This is a genomic window from Lentibacillus populi (assembly GCA_014642895.1).
Lineage (GTDB): Bacteria > Bacillota > Bacilli > Bacillales > Amphibacillaceae > Lentibacillus_C > Lentibacillus_C populi.
Map to the genome: position 1 here is coordinate 104,333 of BMJD01000002.1, position 22,089 is coordinate 126,421.

General features: G+C 40.2%; 21 protein-coding genes. All 21 read left to right on the forward strand.

Annotated elements, in window-relative coordinates:
* The first annotated feature begins 62 nt into the window (after window positions 1–62).
* The 21 genes from IEX12_RS02405 to ribF all read left to right on the forward strand — a co-directional run bounded on the left by IEX12_RS02405 (window position 63) and on the right by ribF (window position 21,947).
* Window positions 63–842: a FliA/WhiG family RNA polymerase sigma factor gene (locus tag IEX12_RS02405; protein WP_088050221.1), complete on the forward strand. Its 780-nt coding sequence runs from the start codon at window positions 63–65 to the stop codon at window positions 840–842.
* Window positions 843–906: 64 nt separating this feature from the next.
* Entirely contained in the window at window positions 907–2,274 is a 1,368-nt protein-coding gene (locus IEX12_RS02410; RefSeq protein WP_088050222.1) for a flagellar assembly protein A, read from the forward strand.
* Between the two features lie 39 nt (window positions 2,275–2,313).
* Window positions 2,314–2,601 (forward strand): hypothetical protein, encoded by a 288-nt coding sequence (locus IEX12_RS02415; RefSeq protein ID WP_230856020.1) that lies wholly within the window; start codon window positions 2,314–2,316, stop codon window positions 2,599–2,601.
* An 11-nt stretch (window positions 2,602–2,612) separates the two neighbouring features.
* Window positions 2,613–3,056: a DUF6115 domain-containing protein gene (locus IEX12_RS02420; RefSeq protein ID WP_088050224.1), complete on the forward strand. Its 444-nt coding sequence runs from the start codon at window positions 2,613–2,615 to the stop codon at window positions 3,054–3,056.
* Window positions 3,057–3,314: 258 nt separating this feature from the next.
* Entirely contained in the window at window positions 3,315–4,079 is a 765-nt protein-coding gene (gene rpsB, locus IEX12_RS02425) for a 30S ribosomal protein S2 (RefSeq protein WP_088050225.1), read from the forward strand.
* A gap of 98 nt (window positions 4,080–4,177) precedes the next feature.
* Window positions 4,178–5,062 carry a translation elongation factor Ts gene (gene tsf / locus IEX12_RS02430; protein WP_088050226.1) on the forward strand — a complete coding sequence of 295 codons (885 nt, stop codon included), beginning with the start codon at window positions 4,178–4,180 and terminating at the stop codon, window positions 5,060–5,062.
* 220 nt (window positions 5,063–5,282) lie between these two features.
* Window positions 5,283–6,005 carry a UMP kinase gene (gene pyrH, locus IEX12_RS02435; RefSeq protein WP_088050227.1) on the forward strand — a complete coding sequence of 241 codons (723 nt, stop codon included), beginning with the start codon at window positions 5,283–5,285 and terminating at the stop codon, window positions 6,003–6,005.
* 3 nt (window positions 6,006–6,008) lie between these two features.
* Window positions 6,009–6,566 carry a ribosome recycling factor gene (frr, locus tag IEX12_RS02440; protein WP_088050986.1) on the forward strand — a complete coding sequence of 186 codons (558 nt, stop codon included), beginning with the start codon at window positions 6,009–6,011 and terminating at the stop codon, window positions 6,564–6,566.
* Between the two features lie 520 nt (window positions 6,567–7,086).
* Complete coding sequence (uppS, locus tag IEX12_RS02445) at window positions 7,087–7,854, forward strand: undecaprenyl pyrophosphate synthase (RefSeq protein WP_088050228.1); 768 nt, start codon at window positions 7,087–7,089, stop codon at window positions 7,852–7,854.
* A 14-nt stretch (window positions 7,855–7,868) separates the two neighbouring features.
* Window positions 7,869–8,654: a phosphatidate cytidylyltransferase gene (locus tag IEX12_RS02450; protein WP_088050229.1), complete on the forward strand. Its 786-nt coding sequence runs from the start codon at window positions 7,869–7,871 to the stop codon at window positions 8,652–8,654.
* Window positions 8,655–8,794: 140 nt separating this feature from the next.
* Window positions 8,795–10,057: an RIP metalloprotease RseP gene (rseP, locus tag IEX12_RS02455; RefSeq protein ID WP_188724611.1), complete on the forward strand. Its 1,263-nt coding sequence runs from the start codon at window positions 8,795–8,797 to the stop codon at window positions 10,055–10,057.
* A 70-nt stretch (window positions 10,058–10,127) separates the two neighbouring features.
* Entirely contained in the window at window positions 10,128–14,417 is a 4,290-nt protein-coding gene (locus tag IEX12_RS02460) for a PolC-type DNA polymerase III (protein WP_188724612.1), read from the forward strand.
* 461 nt (window positions 14,418–14,878) lie between these two features.
* Window positions 14,879–15,349, forward strand: coding sequence for a ribosome maturation factor RimP (gene rimP / locus IEX12_RS02465; protein WP_088050232.1), 471 nt, complete (start codon window positions 14,879–14,881; stop codon window positions 15,347–15,349).
* Window positions 15,350–15,362: 13 nt separating this feature from the next.
* The gene (gene nusA / locus IEX12_RS02470) at window positions 15,363–16,481 is read left to right on the forward strand and encodes a transcription termination factor NusA (RefSeq protein WP_088050233.1); all 1,119 of its coding nucleotides are present in this window, start codon (window positions 15,363–15,365) and stop codon (window positions 16,479–16,481) included.
* 13 nt (window positions 16,482–16,494) lie between these two features.
* The gene (gene rnpM, locus IEX12_RS02475) at window positions 16,495–16,776 is read left to right on the forward strand and encodes an RNase P modulator RnpM (RefSeq protein WP_088050234.1); all 282 of its coding nucleotides are present in this window, start codon (window positions 16,495–16,497) and stop codon (window positions 16,774–16,776) included.
* Window positions 16,766–17,065: a YlxQ family RNA-binding protein gene (locus IEX12_RS02480; protein ID WP_088050235.1), complete on the forward strand. Its 300-nt coding sequence runs from the start codon at window positions 16,766–16,768 to the stop codon at window positions 17,063–17,065. The genes rnpM and IEX12_RS02480 overlap by 11 nt, the downstream gene beginning before the upstream one ends.
* A gap of 20 nt (window positions 17,066–17,085) precedes the next feature.
* A complete protein-coding gene (gene infB, locus IEX12_RS02485) occupies window positions 17,086–19,257 on the forward strand; it encodes a translation initiation factor IF-2 (protein ID WP_088050236.1) in 2,172 nt (723 codons plus the stop codon).
* Entirely contained in the window at window positions 19,254–19,532 is a 279-nt protein-coding gene (locus IEX12_RS02490; RefSeq protein WP_088050237.1) for a DUF503 domain-containing protein, read from the forward strand. Before infB ends, IEX12_RS02490 begins: the two co-directional genes overlap by 4 nt.
* 119 nt (window positions 19,533–19,651) lie before the next feature.
* The gene (gene rbfA, locus IEX12_RS02495) at window positions 19,652–19,996 is read left to right on the forward strand and encodes a 30S ribosome-binding factor RbfA (RefSeq protein ID WP_088050238.1); all 345 of its coding nucleotides are present in this window, start codon (window positions 19,652–19,654) and stop codon (window positions 19,994–19,996) included.
* A 90-nt stretch (window positions 19,997–20,086) separates the two neighbouring features.
* On the forward strand, window positions 20,087–20,974 hold the full coding sequence (gene truB, locus IEX12_RS02500) for a tRNA pseudouridine(55) synthase TruB (protein WP_088050239.1): 888 nt from the start codon (window positions 20,087–20,089) through the stop codon (window positions 20,972–20,974).
* 34 nt (window positions 20,975–21,008) lie between these two features.
* Window positions 21,009–21,947, forward strand: coding sequence for a riboflavin biosynthesis protein RibF (ribF, locus tag IEX12_RS02505; RefSeq protein ID WP_088050240.1), 939 nt, complete (start codon window positions 21,009–21,011; stop codon window positions 21,945–21,947).
* Window positions 21,948–22,089: the final 142 nt, after the last annotated feature.

The following is a 22,089-nucleotide window of genomic DNA, read 5'->3' on the forward strand; positions in this document are numbered from 1 at the left end:
ACCCGATTTGTCGACTTTTTGAACAAGCACTTAAAGCAATCATGGGAGGGGCGAGCGTAAAAATGACAACGAAAACATCTCCTCTGGAACAACGACTCTGGGAAAGTTGGCTACACGATAAGGATCAAGAGGCAGCAAATGAATTGATTGAGAACTATATGTATTTGGTAATGTTTCATGTGGAAAGAATTTCTAGTCATTTGCCGAATAATGTCAGTAAGGATGACATAAAAAGTTTTGGTCTAATTGGGTTGTTTGATGCGTTAAATAAATTTGATTCCAAACGAGATCTTAAATTTGACACCTATGCATCGTTTCGTATCCGCGGTGCCATAATTGATGGTTTAAGAAGAGAGGATTGGCTTCCCCGTTCCATCCGGGAAAAGACGAAAAAAATAGAAAAAGCTTCCCAGGAACTGGAGCAGCAGCTTCAGCGTTCTCCTAATTCGGAGGAAATCGCTGTAAAGGTGGGGATGAACCGGGAAGAAGTGGAAACTTTAGTGCGCGACACACTTTTTGCTAATGTCTTGTCCATTGAAGACAAACCAAAAGACATGACAAATGATCATAAGGAGGGGATTGGGTATATCATACCAGATGAGGCATCGATTTTACCGGATGAACAGATGATCAAATCAGAACTTCATTTGGAGCTTGCAAAAGGAATAAAACAGCTGAATGATAACGAACAAATGGTGATTAGTTTATTTTACCACCAGGAGTTGACATTGACCGAAATTGGCCAGGTTTTAGGGTTAACAACGTCGAGAATTTCTCAAATCCATCGCAAAGCAATCTTTAAGCTGCGAAATACGTTACAAAAGATTCACGCTTTAGCATAGGCTGACAAGTTTGATTTGAATGTTGAACAATCTTTTACAACGTTAAGTAAAAGGGGATATTAAAATGGGGGATTTGCAGAACTATTTTTATATTAACATATCAAATGATCGGTTACATGCCAGTTTGTATCGAACAGATAAGCCCATTGACGGTGATCTGGAGCTCACCGAAAACGGAATAATTAACATCCTAAAAGAGAAAAAGGTTTGCTACGGAGTGCTTCATGATACAATCCGATTAATCGTTTCCGATCTGTCTGTGGTTGAATTTCCGGTTATTGTTGCAAGAGGGCAACTTGCACAACATGGTGAAAATGGTACGATTACGTATGGGCTTAATTTCGATACTGAATTTGAAAAAACGGCCGATTGGAATTTTCGCGATGTGATGCGCATTCCTTCCGTACAAAAAGGGCAGCGGCTCGCGACGATTACGATGCCGGGAGATGGAAAAAACGGAATCGATATATTCGGTAAGGAGATTAAGGCGCGGCCAGGGAAACCTGTATTAGTAAAGGCAGGAAAAAATGTCGTTTATCATGAACAGGATCACTCTTTTTATGCGACAGCAGAAGGACAGGTTAGCATAAATCCTCGTTCCATTCAGGTGTATGAGGTTTATCAAATAAATGAAACATTGTCAATGAAGGATGGGAATTTGGATTTTGTTGGATCCATTGTCATACATGGAGATGTACCAACAGGCTATACAGTGAAAGCGGGAGGGGATATCAAAATATATGGTATGGTGGAAGCGGCAACATTGATTGCTGGCGGATCCATTTTTATCTCGGAAGGCTTCGCCGGACTCCGAAAAGGTTCTATCAAGGCTGATGGTAACATCCATGTCGGGTATATCAACCAGGGAATTGCCCATGCTGGAGATGATATCTATGTTGAGCGTTCGATTTTACATAGTGAATGTACAGCCAGGTGTCATATTTACTGTCAAAAAGGTAATATTATCGGCGGTATTTTATCGGCCGGAAAATCGGTTGAAGCAAAAGATATTGGCAACCGAATGAGTACGCAAACCGAGATTGTTTTGGGTGTTCATAAACGAATGATGGACAAAGAAAAGGAACTTTCGGCTGAAAAAGCGGAATTACTGGATACACGAAAAAAATTAACGGTCCTCGGTGAAAAAATGCAGAATCAACGTGATCAACAAAACCCTAAAGTTCGAATAACGATGTTAAGACAACGTAATTCAATTAACCAAACAATCGAAAAAATTGCCAGAATCGATGAACAACTAAGCCAGCTTAACGGACAAATCGGCAGTGAAACAGAAGCCAAATTAAGTGTAAGAGGCTATCTTTACAGTAATACAATTGTAACCTTTGGAAAATACAAACGGAAAATAAATAAAACAACCAAAAACGTGCAAATGAGGCTTGAGCAAAATGAGATAAGCCTTTTATCACTTTAACAGGGGAAGTGATCAATCCTGAGCTGGAAATCCATCGAAATGCAGGTGGCCCTCCCAAGGTCACAGGATGCAGGAAAACTGCAGGAGCAAATGCTGAAACAAACGCAGCATTCGCAGGAATCACTTGCAGCGAGTCAATTACTAAAAGATGAGCAGAAGCGGAAACGTGTAAATGAATTTGAAAAAACGGGAAAGCCGACCATTAAACAGGGTTCCGGCCAATCCAAACAGGCAAATCAGGATCAGCAGCATAAGGAGCAGGTAACAGAAGAGGGTCAGGAAATGGATCATCCGTATTTAGACGGCAAAATTGATTTTTCTGGATAGAGGGGATTTTTTTGATAGGATTTCTATTTTTTATTAGTTTTTTATTGCATATCACTGCCCTAATAGCCATCTATCAGCTGGTAAAGCAAAACAAAGCGGCAAAACAAACTAACATGGATGAGATAATCGGACTCTTTGAAACATATCTAGCTGAAATAAAAGAAGAAAATCGACTATTGGAAACAAAACTTGGCGATAATGATACTATGGAATCAAAAGAAGAAAAGAAACAGGCAGAGGCTCCGGTTGCACCGGTGGAAAAGGGAAGTAATAAATTAAATGATTTTTTTGTTCCGGAGGTAGAAGATAGTCTCGAAACCTCATTACAAGCAAGGGTTCTAAAGCTTCATGATCAAGGAGTTTCACATGAAGAAATTGCGAGCAGACTTAATTGCGGAAAAACGGAAGCAGCACTTATTATTAAATTACATGCCGAAACGAATAATAATGCTTGATTGCATTGTAGCCATATGATATATTTATTTTTGGTGTAAATACTATGTTCACTCATGATACGTGAACAAGTTTAATCACACACGTTTGTTGATTTGCAAAAGCGGTGCCGTAACAGAGGTTAGAAGGTGGAGGTCGGAGGTCAGAAAAAACCATTCCACTCTGACTGCAGGCTTCTGGAAAAACGCATCAGCGTTTTCGTATGGTTCTTAGGCAAAGATGATACAAACGGAGGGAAAAAACCAATAGGAGGATATATTATGTCAGTAATTTCGATGAAGCAATTACTCGAAGCTGGTGTACATTTTGGACATCAGACACGCCGCTGGAATCCGAAGATGAAAAAATACATCTTCACGGAGCGTAACGGCATTTACATCATCGACCTGCAAAAAACAGTGAAAAAGGTTGATGAAGCTTACAAATACGTAAAGGATATCGCTGCTGATGGCGGTACTATTCTTTTCGTAGGTACGAAAAAGCAAGCACAGGATTCTGTTCGTGATGAAGCGACACGCTCAGGCATGTACTATGTGAACCAGCGCTGGTTAGGTGGTACATTAACAAACTTCCAAACGATCCGTAAACGCATCAACCGTCTTAAAGACATTGAACGTATGGAAGAGGATGGAACATTTGAAGTACTTCCGAAAAAAGAAGTTGTTGGGTTATTGAAAGAAAAAGATCGTCTTGTGAAATTCTTGGGTGGAATTAAAGAAATGAACAAGCTTCCAGATGCTATGTTCGTTATTGATCCTCGCAAAGAGCGTATTGCAATTGCTGAGGCACATAAATTAAACATTCCGATTATCGGAATTGTTGATACAAATTGTGACCCGGACGAAATCGATTATGTGATACCGGCAAACGATGATGCTATCCGGGCTGTTAAACTTCTTACTTCAAAAATGGCAGATGCGATCCTTGAGGTAAAACAAGGTGAAGAAACCGCTGAAGTGGAAGCAGAACAGACAGAAGAAACTGAAACAGCTGAAGCGGAAAAAGTAGAAGCTGCTGAAGAGTAATCGTTTAAAAGGACAGGTGATAAGAGGATAAGCCTTTTATCACCTTTTTTAAAGAAGTGCACAGACATACTAACATAATCTTTTAAGGAGGATATATAATGGCAATTTCAGCAAAAATGGTAAAAGAACTTCGTGAAAAAACTGGAGCAGGCATGATGGACTGTAAAAAGGCACTTCAGGAAACAGATGGTAATATTGATAAAGCAATTGATTATTTACGTGAAAAAGGGATCGCGAAAGCTGCCAAAAAAGCTGACCGTATCGCGGCAGAAGGTTCTACTTATATCGAGGTGGACAATAATACAGCAGCTCTTTTGGAAGTGAACTGCGAAACAGACTTTGTAACTAAAAATGATCAATTTAAACAATTACTAGCCGAATTGGCAAAGCATATTGTAAAATTAAAACCAGCAACTGTTGAAGAGGCATTACAGCAAAAACTTCATGGTGAAGGGGATACGGTTGAAACATATATCAAATCTGTTATCGCTAAAATCGGGGAGAAAATTTCGCTTCGCCGTTTTGCCGTTTTAACCAAAACAGACAATGATGCATTTGGTGCCTATCTTCATATGGGCGGTCGTATTGGTGTTCTATCATTGCTTGAAGGTACTACAGATGAAACATTGGCAAAGGATATCGCAATGCATGCGGCGGCTGTAAACCCGCGTTATGTTTCCCGCGATGAGGTTGCCAAAGAAGATGTCGATCATGAACGTGAAGTATTAAAAACACAAGCTCTAAATGAAGGAAAGCCGGAAAAAATCGTTGAGAAAATGGTAGAAGGCCGTTTAGGAAAATTCTTTGAAGAGGTTTGCTTACTCGAGCAAAATTTTGTCAAAGATCCAGATCAAAAAGTGAAAAAATATGTAGCCGATAAAGGGGCAACAGTAAAAGCTTTTGTTCGCTATGAAGTTGGCGAAGGTATGGAAAAAAGGGAAGATAATTTTGCTGAAGAAGTTATGAGCCAGGTTAAAAAGTAATAAACAAAGGCGCTGGAGCCGGACGTGGCCTGCTCTGCTGTAAGCATAATAGCGCCTCAAATTTTATACTTTCTTTACTTTAAACAAAAGTCGCTCGACCCTAAGCTGGGCGTATACAAAAATTAGGGGACACGGCTGTTGTTCCCTGTTTCTTAAGTGAATTTCCCGGTAAGAGGAGCAACATTTCAGGTGAAAACTATTTATTTCTATGGAGGTTACTATGACAACAGCACGTTACCGTAGAATTGTACTAAAATTAAGTGGAGAGGCATTAAGTGGAAAGCAAGGTTATGGAATTGAACCGACTATTATGCAATCCATCGCTTCACAGGTTAAAGAAGTAGCCGAACTAGGAGTAGAAATAGCCATTGTAGTTGGTGGAGGAAACATTTGGCGCGGCAAAGTTGGCAGTGAGATGGGAATGGATCGTGCTACCGCTGATTACATGGGTATGCTGGCAACGATTATGAATTCCCTTGCACTCCAGGACAGCTTGGAAAATATCGGAATACCAACACGTGTACAAACATCGATTGAAATGCGTCAGGTTGCCGAACCTTACATACGAAGGAAGGCTATTCGCCATTTGGAGAAAAAACGTGTTGTGATTTTTGCTGCGGGCACCGGGAATCCGTATTTCTCAACGGATACGACTGCTGCTTTACGTGCTGCTGAAATTGAGGCTGAAGTAATTTTAATGGCCAAAAACAATGTTGATGGTGTTTATACAGATGATCCAAAGGTAAATAAGGATGCAGAAAAATACGAGAATCTCTCCTTTCTGGAAATGTTGAATGAAGGGTTGGGAGTAATGGATTCTACAGCATCTTCTTTGTGTATGGATAACGATATACCATTGATTGTTTTTTCAATAACTGATGAAGGAAATATTAAAAAGGTTGTTCTTGGAGAAACAATTGGTACAACAATAAGGGGGAAATAAATGATGTCAGAAGCTATTCTAAAACAAATGCGTGAAAAAATGGAACAGGCTGTACAGGCTTTTTCAAAAAGTTTAGCTACCGTACGTGCAGGACGTGCAAATCCATCTTTATTGGATAGCATTTATGTTGATTATTATGGTGCATCTACACCACTTAACCAATTGGCAACAATTTCTGCACCGGAAGCAAGGCTATTGGTCATTTCACCTTTTGACAAATCATCAGTTGGCGATGTGGAAAAGGCTATTCAAAAAGCGGATTTAGGTTTATCCCCATCAAACGATGGCCAGGTGATTCGGATTAACATTCCGGCGTTAACCGAGGAACGACGCAAAGAATTAGTAAAAGTTGTCGGAAAGTATGTGGAAGAAGCTCGTGTGCAAGTGCGGAATATTCGCCGTGATGCAAACGATCAACTGAAAAAAGCGGAAAAAAATGGCGAGTTAACAGAGGATGAACTACGCAACAAGCAAGATGAAGTACAAAAAGAAACGGATAACCACATCGCTAAATTGGACCAGCTTGCCAAAAATAAAGAAGCAGAAATTATGGAAGTTTAAAATTACATGGTAAATAATTCAGACAGGTAATTAGCAGCATCCTATTGAAATCTTTCTTATTTTACATATAAAATAAGAAGCATCCGCCCTCTTGTTAAAGGGGGCTTTTGTTTTTTATATGAAACCAAGTTATTCCTTAATAACAGGGACATTGTCTTTCGCTTTTGAGATAAGGCATAATGAGAAAAATCATGGTATAATTAAATTTCACAAGTGTGGGGTACTCTGGAGCAAATCATGAGAAGTCATATAATTCTTTTTTCCTTCATATTGTTTATAGTCGAAAGGATTGTATAAGACAAATCGCGGGCTCCATTCAAGCCGTTGCTGCGCTATGCTTTTATCAGGCATTAACGGGCTGTAATACCCCTATCACTAAGCGTGAGTAAACCAAAAAAGTGAGTGGGGCGCAGGAAGGGCAGACTAAAACCGTCACGTCCTGTGCGTCGGAAACCTCCACTAAATGAGGTTTCACTTTATAATTACTCGATCGCTACGCAAACTATCTGGAGGACAAACAATGTCATTGAAACTTCCTTTTTTAAAGAATAAACAACTTGATACAGATGATCAATGCAGTCTGGAAGAAGAAAATATACCAAAACATGTTGCTATTATTATGGACGGGAATGGGAGATGGGCAAAAAAAAGGGGCCTTCCACGGATCGCAGGGCATAAAGAAGGCATGGATGTTGTAAAAGAAATTGTTAAAGCTGCGAGAAAATATAAAGTGGAAATTTTAACGTTATATGCTTTTTCTACTGAAAATTGGAAGCGGCCAAAAACAGAAGTGGATTATATAATGAAACTGCCAAAGGAATTTTTACATATTTATTTGCCAGAGCTAATGGAGAACAATGTAAGAATTGACACAATTGGCAATTTCGATGGATTGCCTGATCATACAAAAGAGGCAATTCAATATGCAAAGGAAAAAACAAGGAATAATAATGGATTATTATTAAATTTTGCTTTAAACTATGGTAGTAGATTCGAAATTATGCGAGCTATAAAGGAAATTATGACCGATATTGACGGTCGTAAATTGTCGATTGATGCTTTGGATGAAAAGATATTTTCCGAATACTTGTACACGACTGGTTTGACCGATCCTGATTTATTAATTCGTACGAGTGGAGAGCAACGGCTAAGCAACTTTTTACTTTGGCAGGTCGCTTATTCTGAATTTTGGTTTACGGATGTATTGTGGCCTGACTTCAATGAAGAGATATTTCGAAAGGCGCTCCATGATTATCAGCAGCGCAAACGGCGCTATGGAGGTATATAGGTGTTGAAACGACGATGAAACAGCGAATACTGACAGCAATTTTTGCTTTAATTATATTTGTACCTTTTGTATTGTATGGCAACTTGCCATTCACTCTTTTTGTCTATCTGTTGGCAACGATCGGGCTACTTGAATTGATTCAAATGCGAAAGAGAGAACATTATGGCGCTCCTGCTATCCTGGCGATCATTTACGTATGGACTATTTTGTGGGAATATGAGAATGACAGTATTCCGCTAATTGGGTTGGATAAAACAGAAGTAACGGTTCTGTTTGTTGTGTTATTATTAACATATATCGTATTCATTAAGAATAAGTTTAATTTTGATGATGCAGGCTTTCTCCTGTTATCCGCCATTTATATTGGAATGGGCTTCTTCTCCATGATTGTTGCCAGGGGAGATGGACCAAACTATATTTTTTATGTACTCCTCGTTATTTGGGCAACCGATACGGGTGCATATTTTATTGGCAAGGCATTTGGCAAGAATAAACTGTGGCCGAAAATCAGTCCAAATAAAACGATTGAAGGAGCCCTTGGCGGGGTTATCCTTGCATGTGCTGTTGGTGTCAGCTTTCAATTAGCTGCCCCGTTTCCATATACAATGGGTGCTATGATTGGCATTACGATCCTGGTATCTGTTTTTGGACAAATTGGTGATCTGGTCGAATCCGCATTCAAACGGCATTACGGTGTAAAGGATTCTGGAAAACTCTTGCCGGGTCATGGTGGTATTTTGGATCGACTTGATAGTTTACTGTTTGTATTACCAATTTTATATTTGATAGGTTTCATTTGAACATGTTGTTGAAACAATGTTGAATGATTTGTATTGATTGCCGCAAAAAGGTTAAACTTAATTGTAGTTGTATGCAGCATCATCCAATTTACCATATGCATGATGGTTAATCGATTCATATAAAGGAAGGTGTCTCTCTTTTGACTACCGTTATTGCGTTTATTCTAATGTTTGGATTACTCGTTTTTATCCATGAGTTTGGTCATCTAATCTTTGCTAAACGTGCTGGGATGCTTGCGCGGGAATTTGCAATTGGATTTGGGCCAAAAATATTTGCATTTACGAAAAATGAAACTGTTTATACAATCAGGCTGCTTCCTATTGGCGGATATGTGCGAGTGGCAGGAGACGACCCGGAAATTATTGAACTAAAACCAGGACATCATATTGGACTGGAGTTTAATGATGAGGGCAAAGTAAATAAAATTATCGTCAATAATAAATCCAAACATCCGAACGCACGTGTTATTGAAGTTGAACATGCAGATTTGGATCATCAATTACTTATTGAAGGGTATGAAATTGACGAAGAAGATCATAAATTGCAGTTTAAGGTAGATCAAAAAGCCTTTTTTGTAATGGATGAGCAAGAAACACAGATTGCTCCATATGACCGGCAATTCGCATCTAAAAGTGTTGGGAAACGGGCAATGCAATTATTTGCCGGGCCGATGATGAATTTTATTTTAGCGATTGTGATCTTTTTTATTCTTGGTCTGATCCAAGGTGTACCAACCGAACAAGCCATTATTGACGAAGCACAGTCCGGTACACCTGCAGCGGAAGCGGGATTCCAGCATGGGGATGAGATTGTTCAAATTGATGGAAAATCCATTTCAACATGGGAAGAATTCACGAAAATTGTCCAAGATAATCCCGAAGAAGAATTAAACATGACGGTAAAGCGGGCAAATGGGGAAACAGAGGAGATCACTGTTACACCTGCGAAACAGGAATCCCAAGGAATCACATTCGGTCAGCTTGGCGTCACACAGATGTTTGAGAAATCATTTACCGGAACGTTTAAATATGGATTTGTTCAAACGTATGATATGACGAAACTGATTTTAACGAACCTGGGTATGCTGATTACCGGGCAATTATCGATAGAAGCGTTATCTGGGCCTGTCGGAATCTATGACGTAACGGATCAGGCTGTCCAAACCGGTTTCAATACGTTTCTGATGTGGACTGCCATGCTCAGTGTCAACTTGGGAATTGTCAATTTGGTGCCACTACCAGCTCTTGACGGCGGCAGGCTGCTATTTGTCGGAATCGAAGCTGTCCGCGGTAAGCCAATTGCCCCGGAAAAAGAAGGAATTTTTCATTTCATTGGACTTGCCTTGCTGATGTTACTAATGATCGTTGTCACCTGGAATGATATCCAGCGTTTGTTTTTATAAGTTTGGACGGGGAACCCTCGGCACTATGCAAGGGTTCCCGTATAATTTTGTCTTGTAGGAGAGGTACGTTATGGCAATAACAAATATAGAGAAAATGAAAGTATTGTTGCAACAACTTGAAATGCCTGCGGAATATATCAACCATTTTCAGGATAGCGAACTAATTCGGTTGGAGGTTTATAAAAAGACAGAAACATGGCACTTTCATATCCAGGTCAAACGTGTATTGCCAAGTAATATCTATCAATATATGGTTGCCAGGCTACAGGATTCTTTTAAGAAAATTGCCAAAGTAGATGTCACGTTGTATGCAGAAGATAAGCGTTGCGATGAACAAACCATTTGCGATCATTGGAAATGTTTTAACCAATCGATCTCCAATTTATCTCCTGCTTATAAAGATTTAGTACATAATCAAACACCCAAGGTAAACAATAATAACATTATGTTAACAGCGCGGAATGACGCAGAGGCTACTGCGTTAAAAAGACGGTTGGAAGAACCATTTCGGGCTTATTGCAAAAAGATTGGCGCGCCAGCCTATTCTTTAGTGATTGAAGTAAAAACAGAAGCAGCCGATTTACAAAAATTCCGCGAACAAAAAGCGATGGAAGACCAGCAAATTATTTTAAAAACTGTTCAGGAAAAAGAAAAACGCGAACAAAATAAAGAAAATGAACAGACGAATAAACCATTTGCAATTGGTTACGGGATCCAGGATGACGCCATAAAGATGGAAGAAATTCAGGAGGAAGAACGGCGGGTTACCGTACAAGGCTATGTGTTTTCGGCTGAAATCCGTAAGCTCAGATCGGGAAGAAGTCTTCTAATTGCTAAGGCGACTGATTATACGGACTCTCTTCAAATTAAAATGTTCTCTAAAGGTGACGATGACGCTAAAGTATTTGAGCAGCTAAAAAAGGGGATGTGGATAAAAGCGCGGGGCAGTATCCAAACGGATATGTACACGAATGAATTAGCAATGATGGCGAACGATATGCATGAGATTCAGGTAGAAACACGAAAAGATACTGCTCCTGAGGGAGAAAAACGGGTTGAACTCCATGCACATACAACAATGAGCCAAATGGATGCTGTCGTTTCTCCTTCCCGCTTAGTGGAACAAGCAGCAAAATGGGGTCATCATGCTGTTGCGATCACTGATCATGCTGGTGTACAGGGGTATCCGGAAGCGCATGCAGCAGGTCAGAAACATGGAATTAAGGTGTTGTACGGTGTTGAAGCGAACCTCGTTGACGATGGTGTCCCAATTGCTTACAACGAACAGGACGTGGAATTGGGAAATGGTACGTACGTTGTTTTTGACGTGGAAACGACGGGTCTATCAGCTGTTTATGATACGATAATTGAACTGGCAGCAGTTAAAATACACCAGGGTGAAATTGTTGACCGGTTTGAAAGGTTTGCCAATCCGCATCATCCATTGTCGCAAACAACGATTGATCTTACAGGGATTACGGATGATATGGTAAAAGATGCCCCAGAAATAGCGGATGTATTAAAAGACTTTTTCGCATGGACGGCTGATGGGATTTTAGTTGCTCATAATGCCAGCTTTGATATTGGGTTTTTAAATGCCGGCTATCAGCGAATTGACTATGAAAAAGTGAAAAACCCCGTTATTGATACGTTGGAACTTGCCAGATTTCTTTTTCCAGAATTAAAGAATCATCGTTTAAATACACTTTGTAAACACTTGGACATTGAATTAACGCAACACCACCGGGCAATTTATGATGCGGAGGCAACGGGATATTTACTATGGAAATTAGTCCAGCGGTTAATGCAAAAGGATATCACCAATCATGCACATTTAAATAATCATATGGGGGAAGGGAATGCCTATCAGCGCTCTCGTCCGTTTCATTGTACGTTACTTGCACAAAACCAGGAGGGCTTAAAAAACATCTATAAACTTGTTTCCCATGCACATATTGATTATTTTTACCGTGTGCCAAGGATACCCCGATCCAAATTGCAAAAGTTTCGTAATGGTATTTTAGTAGGGACTGCCTGTGATAAAGGGGAAGTTTTTGAAACAATGATGCAAAAATCGGCGGAAGAAGCGGAAAAAGTTGCCGAATTCTATGATTATATCGAAGTTCAACCACCAGCAAACTATGTTCATTTGCTTGAGAAAGAGCTTGTCCAAAATGAAGCACAAGTTTTAGACATCATTACGAAATTAGTAGATTTGGGTAAACGGATGAAAAAACGGGTAGTGGCAACGGGGAATACGCATTATATTGACGAACATGACAAGCTGTACCGGCAAATATTAATTGCCTCACAGGCTGGTAATCCATTAAATCGCCAAACATTGCCCGATACGCCATTTCGAACAACCAATGAAATGCTCGATTGCTTCCGTTTTTTAGGGGAGGATACGGCAAAAGAAATTGTCGTAACCAACACGCAAAGCCTGGCAGATGAAATAGAAACGATTTCTCCGGTAAAGGATGGGCTTTACACACCAACAATTGAAGGTGCGGAACAAGAGATGCGTGATCTTTGTTATAATCGTGCCAAATTCGTTTACGGTGAACCGATACCGCAAATTGTTGTGGATCGGCTGGAAAAAGAATTAGAGAGTATCATTGGTAATGGATTTGCCGTCATTTATTTAATTGCCCATAAGCTGGTAAAAAAATCGCTGGATGATGGTTATCTTGTCGGTTCAAGGGGTTCGGTGGGATCGTCCTTGGTTGCCACCATGTCGGAAATTACCGAGGTAAATCCTCTGCCGCCGCATTATGTTTGCCCGCAGTGTCATCACCATGAGTTTATAACCGATGGGTCGGTCGGCAGTGGTTTTGACCTTCCGGATAAAAATTGTCCAAGCTGTGCTACACCCTTGACAAAGGATGGACAAGATATTCCGTTTGAAACATTTCTTGGCTTTAAAGGGGATAAGGTTCCGGATATTGATTTAAACTTCTCCGGTGATTATCAGCCCAGGGCACATAATTATACAAAGGTATTATTTGGTGAGGATAATGTTTACCGTGCTGGAACAATCGGGACCATAGCTGACAAAACTGCTTATGGTTATGTAAAAGGCTATGCCTCCGATAAGCAGCTCGTTTATAAAAATGCCGAAGTTGATCGGCTTGTACAAGGCTGTACCGGGGTGAAACGGACAACCGGACAGCATCCAGGTGGTATTATTGTTGTTCCTGATGATAAAGAGATCTTTGATTTCACGCCAATTCAATTTCCCGCCGATGATCGGAAAAGTGAATGGCGTACGACCCATTTTGATTTCCATTCGATTCATGATAATCTGCTAAAATTGGACATACTCGGGCACGATGATCCAACCGTCATTCGAATGCTTCAGGATTTAAGCGGAATTGATCCGAAAACAATCCCGACAGACGATGATGAGGTTATGAAAATATTCTCCGGACCCGAATCACTTGGGGTAACAGCGGAACAAATAAATTGTAAAACGGGTACATTGGGCGTCCCGGAATTTGGTACTAAATTTGTTAGACAAATGCTAGAGGATACGAAACCGACGACATTTGCTGAACTTGTCATTATTTCCGGTCTTTCACACGGAACGGATGTATGGTTGGGCAATGCACAGGAATTAATTAATGACGGTATTTGTCAATTGCCGGACGTTATCGGTTGTCGCGATGATATTATGGTATACCTGATGCACAAGGGCTTGGAAGCATCACTGGCATTTAAAATTATGGAATTCGTTCGGAAGGGGAAAGGATTACAGGATGAATGGATCGAGGAAATGAAAAAGCATGACGTTCCTGATTGGTATATTGAATCCTGTAAAAAAATCAAATATATGTTCCCGAAAGCGCATGCCGCTGCATATGTTCTAATGGCAATCCGCATCGCTTATTTCAAGGTTCATCATCCTATTCTCTTTTACGCGGCTTATTTTACAGTAAGGGCAGATGACTTTGAACTCGATACCATGATTAAGGGTTCAAATGCAATAAGACAGCGGATTGAAGGAATAGTAGCGAAAGGAAATGATGCACCACCAAAAGAAAAAAGTTTATTAACCGTATTGGAAATCTCATTGGAAATGTGTGAACGTGGATTTTCATTTCGTAAGGTAGATCTTTATAAATCAAGCGCTACGGATTTTATTGTTGATGGGAATTCACTGATCCCACCGTTTAATGCGGTTGATGGGCTGGGAACGAATGCAGCACTAAATATTGTAAAGGCACGGGAAGAGGGAGAATTTCTCTCAAAAGAGGATCTTCGTGAGCGCAGCAAAATTTCCAAAACAGTTTTAGAATACCTGGATAATCACGGATGTTTAGAAGGGATGGCAGAGAAAAACCAATTGTCTCTTTTTTAGAGTGGCAGAAAGAGTGGCAGAATGGCTGACACAATCATGTTTTTTCTCAGCCGTTCGCTTGTAGTACTGCATCTATCTTTTTCTTGTTCCTGTGATTCACGCCGTTAATGATTTTTGACCTAAAATAAACCTTAATCATTCCTTTTTTGATCATGATATCCCTGCGTCTTGCAAGATTATTTTTGTTGTGATATAGTTTTTATTGGTAAGTATTGATACGAACGGTTAAAAGAGTGGGCCAACCCACTCTTTCTTCATACTTCAATTTTCTTTTGAGTAACTTCTCCCTTGCCACATCTTCCGGCAGGGGTTTTATATTGATAAGCAAAAAGCAGAAGCACACTAGCCGCTGGGTGCTGGAGCTGGATGTGGCTCACGCTTCTTTAGAAGTGTTCAAATGAAATGAAGCATGATTGTTCATAATAAGGGTAAGTGAAAACTGAATAAAGGAGGATATGTTGTTGAGTTCACAAGTAGTAAAAACAACCGAAGAATTAGTCCAGCCCATTTTACAGGAAAATAATCTTGAATTAGTTGATGTTGAGTATGTGAAGGAAGGCAAGAACTGGTTTCTGCGTGTATACATCGATAAAGAAGGTGGCGTCGATATTGCGGAATGCGGATATGTATCGGAACAATTAAGTGAGAAGCTGGATAAAATAGATCCGATCAAAGAAGCTTATTTTCTTGAAGTATCGTCACCAGGTGTGGAGCGTCCGTTAAAAACAGCGGAGGATTTTGCGAAGAACATCAATAATAATGTGTTTGTCAAGCTCTATGAACCAGTAGACGGTGAAAAAGAATACCAGGGGGTTCTGAAAGCATTCGCAGACAACATCGTAACGATTGAATACAAGCTAAAAACGCGTAAAAAACAAGTTGATATTCCATACAATAAAATAGCAAAAGCAAGACTTGCTGTAACGTTATAAAGGGGGAAAAGAAGTGAAGAGTCAGTTGTTTGACGCGATTGATTATTTGGAAAAAGAAAAAGGCATTGATAAGGATGTGTTGCTGGAAGCATTGGAAGCTGCACTGATTTCTGCCTACAAAAAAAATTTTAAGTCAGCAACAAATGTGCGTGTTGATCTTGACGAAGATGCAGGTTCAATGCGTGTGTTTGCCAGAAAAACGGTAGTAGATGAAGTGGAGGATAACCAGCAGGAACTGTCATTGGAACAGGCCAAAGACATCGACCCGAAGTACGAAGTGGATGATGTCATTGAGGTGGAGGTTACACCAAAGGATTTTGGCCGCATCGCAGCACAAGCTGCCAAGCAAGTCGTAACGCAACGAATCAGGGAAGCAGAACGCGGTGTTATTTTTAGCGAATATGCTGATCGGGAAGAAGATGTGATGACAGGGATCATCCAGCGAATGGATCCTCGCTTCATCTATGTAAACCTTGGCAAGATTGAAGCAAAATTACCCGAGTCAGAACAAATGCCGACAGATGATTATCAAGTACATGACCGTTTGAAGGTATATGTAACCAAGGTTGAAAATACAAGTAAAGGGCCGCAAATCTATGTATCAAGATCACATCCCGGTCTCTTGAAACGATTGTTTGAAATGGAAGTACCAGAAATTTATGATGGGACAGTTGAAATAAAATCCGTTTCACGGGAGGCTGGTGACCGGTCGAAGATTTCCGTTTTTGCCGATGACCCGGAGATTGATCCGGTTGGGTCATGTGTTGGGCAAAAAGGACAGCGGGTGCAAGCAATTGTTAATGAACTAAAAGGGGAAAAGATTGATATAGTCGAGTGGTCGGAAGATCCGGTTGTCTACGTTTCAAATGCCCTTAGTCCGTCTAAAGTAGTTGAGGTGCTTGTAAATGAAGAAGAAAAAGCAACAACGGTAATCGTACCAGACTATCAGCTATCATTGGCTATTGGAAAACGTGGACAAAACGCAAGACTTGCCGCCAAACTGACCGGCTGGAAAATTGATATTAAGAGTGAAACAGAAGCAAGAAATGAGGGTCTGATAACTGACAACTTTACAATAGAAGATGATGAAGAAACAACCTTTTCTGACAATGTAGACGATTTGTTTGAATAAGGAGGACTGCCTGATGGCACAAAAAAGAAAAATTCCACAACGAAAATGTATTGTGACAAATGAAATGCGACCGAAAAAAGAGCTTATTCGGATTGTCCGAACAAAAGAAGGTGACGTATTTGTCGATGAAACCGGCAAGAAAAATGGACGCGGGGCTTATCTGTCAAAGGATAGGGAAGTAATCGATAAAGCAGAAAAAACCGGAGCGCTGAATCGCCAGTTCAATGCCGAAATTGAACCCGCGATCTATGAGGAATTGAGGCAAATAGCAGATGGTACGAAGCATGCCAAATAACTACTTGAATATGGTCGGTTTAGCATATCGTGCCAGAAAATGCTCGTTAGGTGAAGAGACAATCGTCAAAGACATTCAGCAACGACGGGCAAAACTTGTGCTTTTAGCAAGTGATACTGGTCCTGCGACACGAAAAAAGATAACGGATAAATGTAAAACTTATGAAATACCCTTCCGAATAGTAGACGATCGGGAAACACTGTCGAACGCTATTGGGAAAACACAAAGAGTAGCTATTGCTATTTTAGATGGAGGATTTGCCGCTAAGATCAAATCGTTACTCGGGTAAATAACTACGGGGGTGAACGTATGCCAAAAATGCGTGTATATGAATATGCCAAAAATAATAATACAACAAGTAAAAATGTAATTGGACACCTGAAAAGTCTGAATATAGAGGTGTCAAACCATATGTCAACTATATCAGGTGATGTGATTTCTAAATTGGATAAGAAATTTAAATCCAATCCATCATCAACAGAAAAGAAAACAAAAACGGGAACGAACAATAACAAGAAACAAGAAAGCAATAGGCAGCATAATCCAAAAGGTGCAAAAAAACCGTCTGCCGGAAAACCGGATAAAAAAGGCGGCAACCAGCATCACGCTTCAGCACAAGCTAAACCGAAGAAAAACAATCAGCAGCAAACGAAACAATGGAAAAATAAAAAAGGGAAAAATAATCATAAACAGGCGCAGCAAACAAAACAGCCGGTTGTAAAAGAAACTCCAAAAGAAATTAAATATAGTGGAACGTTGACGGTAAGTGAATTAGCCGAAAAATTGAATAAAGAGCCATCTGAAATTATTAAGAAGTTAATGTTTCTTGGGGTAATGGCTACAAAAAACCAGGATCTTGATGATGATGCAGTAGAACTGATCTGTGAAGAGTTTCATGTAGCCGTGGAAAAAGAAATTATTTTGGAGGATACGGACTTTGACAAATATATACAGGAAGATGACGAAAAGGATCTAATTGAACGTCCTGCAGTCGTAACGATTATGGGACACGTTGACCATGGAAAAACGACGCTGCTTGATTCCATCCGTCATACAAAGGTAACGGCGGGTGAAGCTGGCGGTATTACCCAGCATATTGGTGCATATCAGGTAGAAAACAACGGGAAGAAAATTACCTTTCTTGATACACCAGGCCATGCCGCCTTCACGAGCATGCGATCAAGAGGTGCACAGGTAACCGATATTGCAATTTTGGTTGTTGCTGCAGATGATGGTGTCATGCCACAAACCGTCGAGGCAATTAACCATGCAAAAGCCGCCGAAGTTCCGATCATTGTAGCTGTCAATAAAATAGATAAAGAGGGAGCGAATCCCGATCGGGTGATGCAGGAATTAACGGAATATGAATTAATTCCAGAGGATTGGGGCGGTGATACGATATTTGTTCAACTTTCTGCTGTTAAAAGCGAAGGTATCGATGACTTATTGGAAATGATTCTGCTTGTTTCAGAAGTAGAAGAATTAAAAGCAAATCCGAATACGAGTGCTTTTGGGACTGTCATTGATGCACAACTCGACAAAGGAAGAGGATCTGTTGCAACGCTGCTTGTCCAAAACGGTACACTCCATGTTAGCGATTCCGTTGTGGTCGGAAATACGTTTGGGCGTGTACGGGCAATGGTAAATGATATCGGTAAACGTGTAAAAGAAGCAGGACCGTCAACACCTGTAGAAATAACCGGACTTAATGATGTACCACAGGCAGGGGATCAGTTTTTAGTTTTTGCTGATGAGAAAAAGGCCCGTCAAATCGGGGAAGCTCGCCAGCAAAAACACATCGAGGAAAACCGTACCGAGCAATCAAAGGTAAGTCTTGATGACTTGTTTGAGCAAATTAAACAAGGCGAAATGAAAGAGATTAATATCATTATTAAAGCTGATGTTCAAGGCTCTGCAGAAGCAATGGCCTCTTCTTTGCGCAAGCTTGAAGTGGAGGGCGTTAAAATTAAAATTATTCATACCGGGGTTGGAGCAATCACGGAATCGGACATTAATCTGGCATCTGCTTCCAATGCTATTGTAATCGGGTTTAATGTACGCCCAGATGCAAATGCTAAAAAAGCAGCGGAATCGGAAAAAGTGGATGTACGCTTACACCGTGTAATTTATAAAGTAATTGAGGAAATAGAAGCTGCGATGAAGGGAATACTTGATCCGGAATATGAAGAAAAAATTATTGGTCAAGCGGAAGTCAGGGAAACATTTAAAGTCTCACGAATCGGAACTATTGCCGGCGCTTATGTAACAGAAGGTAAACTAACGAGGGACTCAGGGGTTCGTCTGATTCGCGATGGTATCGTGCAATTTGAAGGGGAAATTGATACGTTAAAACGTTTCAAAGACGATGTGAAAGAAGTTGCTCAAGGTTATGAATGTGGGGTAACAATTGCAAAATTCAACGATATCAAAGAGGGCGACACGATCGAGGCATTTGTCATGGAGGAAATTGAACGGAAATGATTGTCTATGCCGAGATAGAGTGTCTGCTGTATGAAGGCCATTCATTAAAACAAAAGCGCTCTGTTATAAAACGTATAATAGCAAAGCTGCGAAATGATTTTAATGTAGCAGTAACAGAACTGGATTATCATGATCTGTGGCAGCGGACAAAGCTTGGAATTGTTACAATCTCGAATAGCAAAACACATGCTGAACAGGTTATCCAGGAAACACTAAAGGTAATTGACACGTTCCCGGAACTGGAGCGAACTATTACAGATCTCGGTTACTTATAGCTTCCAAATAGAGTGGAGAAGTCAGATAATAAGAAATCGGTTCTAGCGCCGATTTCCCCAATTTGACTGGTAATCTTCCGGAAGTACGTGCGGAGTTTTCTTATAACGAGGTGATCTAAATGAGTGATTTACGTGCAAACCGTGTTGCAGAACAAATGAAAAAGGAACTCGGTGATATTCTCGGCCGAAAAATAAAAGATCCGCGTGTTGGTTTTGTAACGGTTACGGATGTTGAGGTAACAGGAGACCTGCAACAAGCAAAAATATTTATATCTGTGCTTGGTGATGATCAGCAGAAGCATGATACACTTGTTGGTCTGGCCAAGGCGAAAGGATTTATCCGGTCTGAGCTGGGGCAGCGTATTCGCTTGCGTAAAACGCCCGAATTATCTTTTGAATTTGATGAGGCACTCGAACAAGGTAATCGGATTGAAACAATTTTACGCGATTTGAATAAAAAGTAGAAGGAGAAAATCTGATTCTGGCTGTAAAGTTGCCGGGTCAGATTTTCCCTATGTTTTATCAGGAATTTTTAAAAGCTGGGGGCATTTAATATGGATGGTATCATTCCATTATGGAAGCCTAAAGGATTAACATCACACGATTGTGTCATGAAAATAAGAAAACTGTTACATATGAAAAAGGTTGGCCATACTGGAACGCTCGATCCGGAAGCAGAAGGTGTCCTGCCAATTTGCGTCGGGCAGGCAACAAAGATTGTACCGTTTTTAACGGATACGAATAAAACGTATCTTGCTGAAATTACATTAGGTACGGCAACAGAAACAGAAGATGGAACAGGACAAGTCATTGACCGGAAAATGGTAGAAAAACAGCCGGCACTACAAGCAATTGAAACGGTGCTACAATCGTTTACTGGTGAAATCACCCAAATTCCGCCAATGTATTCGGCAGTTAAAGTAAACGGGAAAAAATTGTATGAGTATGCTCGAGCAAATCAACCGGTAGACCGTCCGGAAAGAACCGTAACCATTTTCGAACTGGCATTTATAGAGTTCATCAATGATGCATCATTTAAAATAAATGTTGTTTGCTCTAAAGGTACCTATATACGGACATTGTGTGTTGATATTGGACAACGTTTGGGTTATCCCGCCCATATGTCAGCCTTAACTCGAACCCGGACAGGATCAATTGCACAGTCTGATACAGTCACATTTACTGCGATTGAAAAAGCGGTTAAAATGGATCAGACAAAAAAATTGTTATTGCCTATTACTAGAGGATTAACACATTTAGATTGTATAATGGTAGATGATGATACAAAGCAAAAGGTATTGTGTGGGCAAAAACTGGCAAAGCGGGACCTGAGATTCAAGACCGATCCTTTTCTTATGATGCATCAGGATAAGGTTCTGGCAATTTATCAAACCCATCCGGAAAACGATAAACAAATTAAGCCAGTGCGTGTATTTTCATAATTCTTAAAATAGGTAAAAGTGCAGGTGAAAAGTTTTGCGAACAATTGAACTGACGTATCCTCATACATTAACAATGAACGAACTTCCGGAAACGGCAGCAGCAATCGGTTTTTTTGATGGAATACATCGAGGGCACCAGAAAGTAATCAAAACTGCCGTGTCAGAAGCGCGATCAAGAGGTATGGAAAGTGCTGTTATTACGTTCCATCCGCATCCATCAGTCGTTTTAAAAAAGGATGTGCAGCATGTCCAGTACATTACACCATTAAAGGAAAAGCAGGAAGTATTACAGCAACTGGACGTGGATCGCCTTTATATTATTACCTTTAACAAGGAATTATCATCCTTATTACCGCAGCAATTTATTGACCATTTTATTATTGGCCTGAATATTAAGCATTTGGTAGCGGGATTTGATTATTCATTCGGATTTAAAGGCGAAGGCAATATGAATAATATGGCAGAATATACAAGGGGCGAATTTACCTTTACAACCATTGAAAAAGTGGAATTGGATGATGAAAAAGTTAGTTCGACAAAAATCAGGAAACTGCTTAAAGCGGGTAACGTAGAAGGTGTTAAAACATTGCTGGCGAGACCATTAACGGTTAGCGGAATTGTAATTGAAGGAGATAAACGAGGGAAAAAACTCGGATATCCAACAGCAAATATACAGTTAAATCGGGATGCGCTGCTGCCAAAACCCGGTATTTATGCGGTAAAGGTAATCGTTAAAAATGAAAGCTATGAAGGTATGGCCAGCCTCGGCACCAATCCGACGTTTACAGCAAATCGTAAAGACTTATCATTAGAAGTTAATATTTTTGACTATAAAAATGATTTGTATGGGGAAGTGTTGCAAATGGAATGGTGCAAATTTATTCGTGATGAAATAAAGTTTGATAGTACAGAAGCACTGATTGATCAGATCGCAAACGATGAGAAACTTATTCGTGATTATTTTTCCAGCTAGATTAGGAATATAGTCGTGGCCTAACGAGAAACAACCCTTATTCCAGCAGCTGCAATTTTGTTTTTGCACTTGCATTTTTAACGGAAAAGATGTATTCTTGTAAACGATAAAACCTTCGCTTGGCAAATCGAAGCTCCGACGT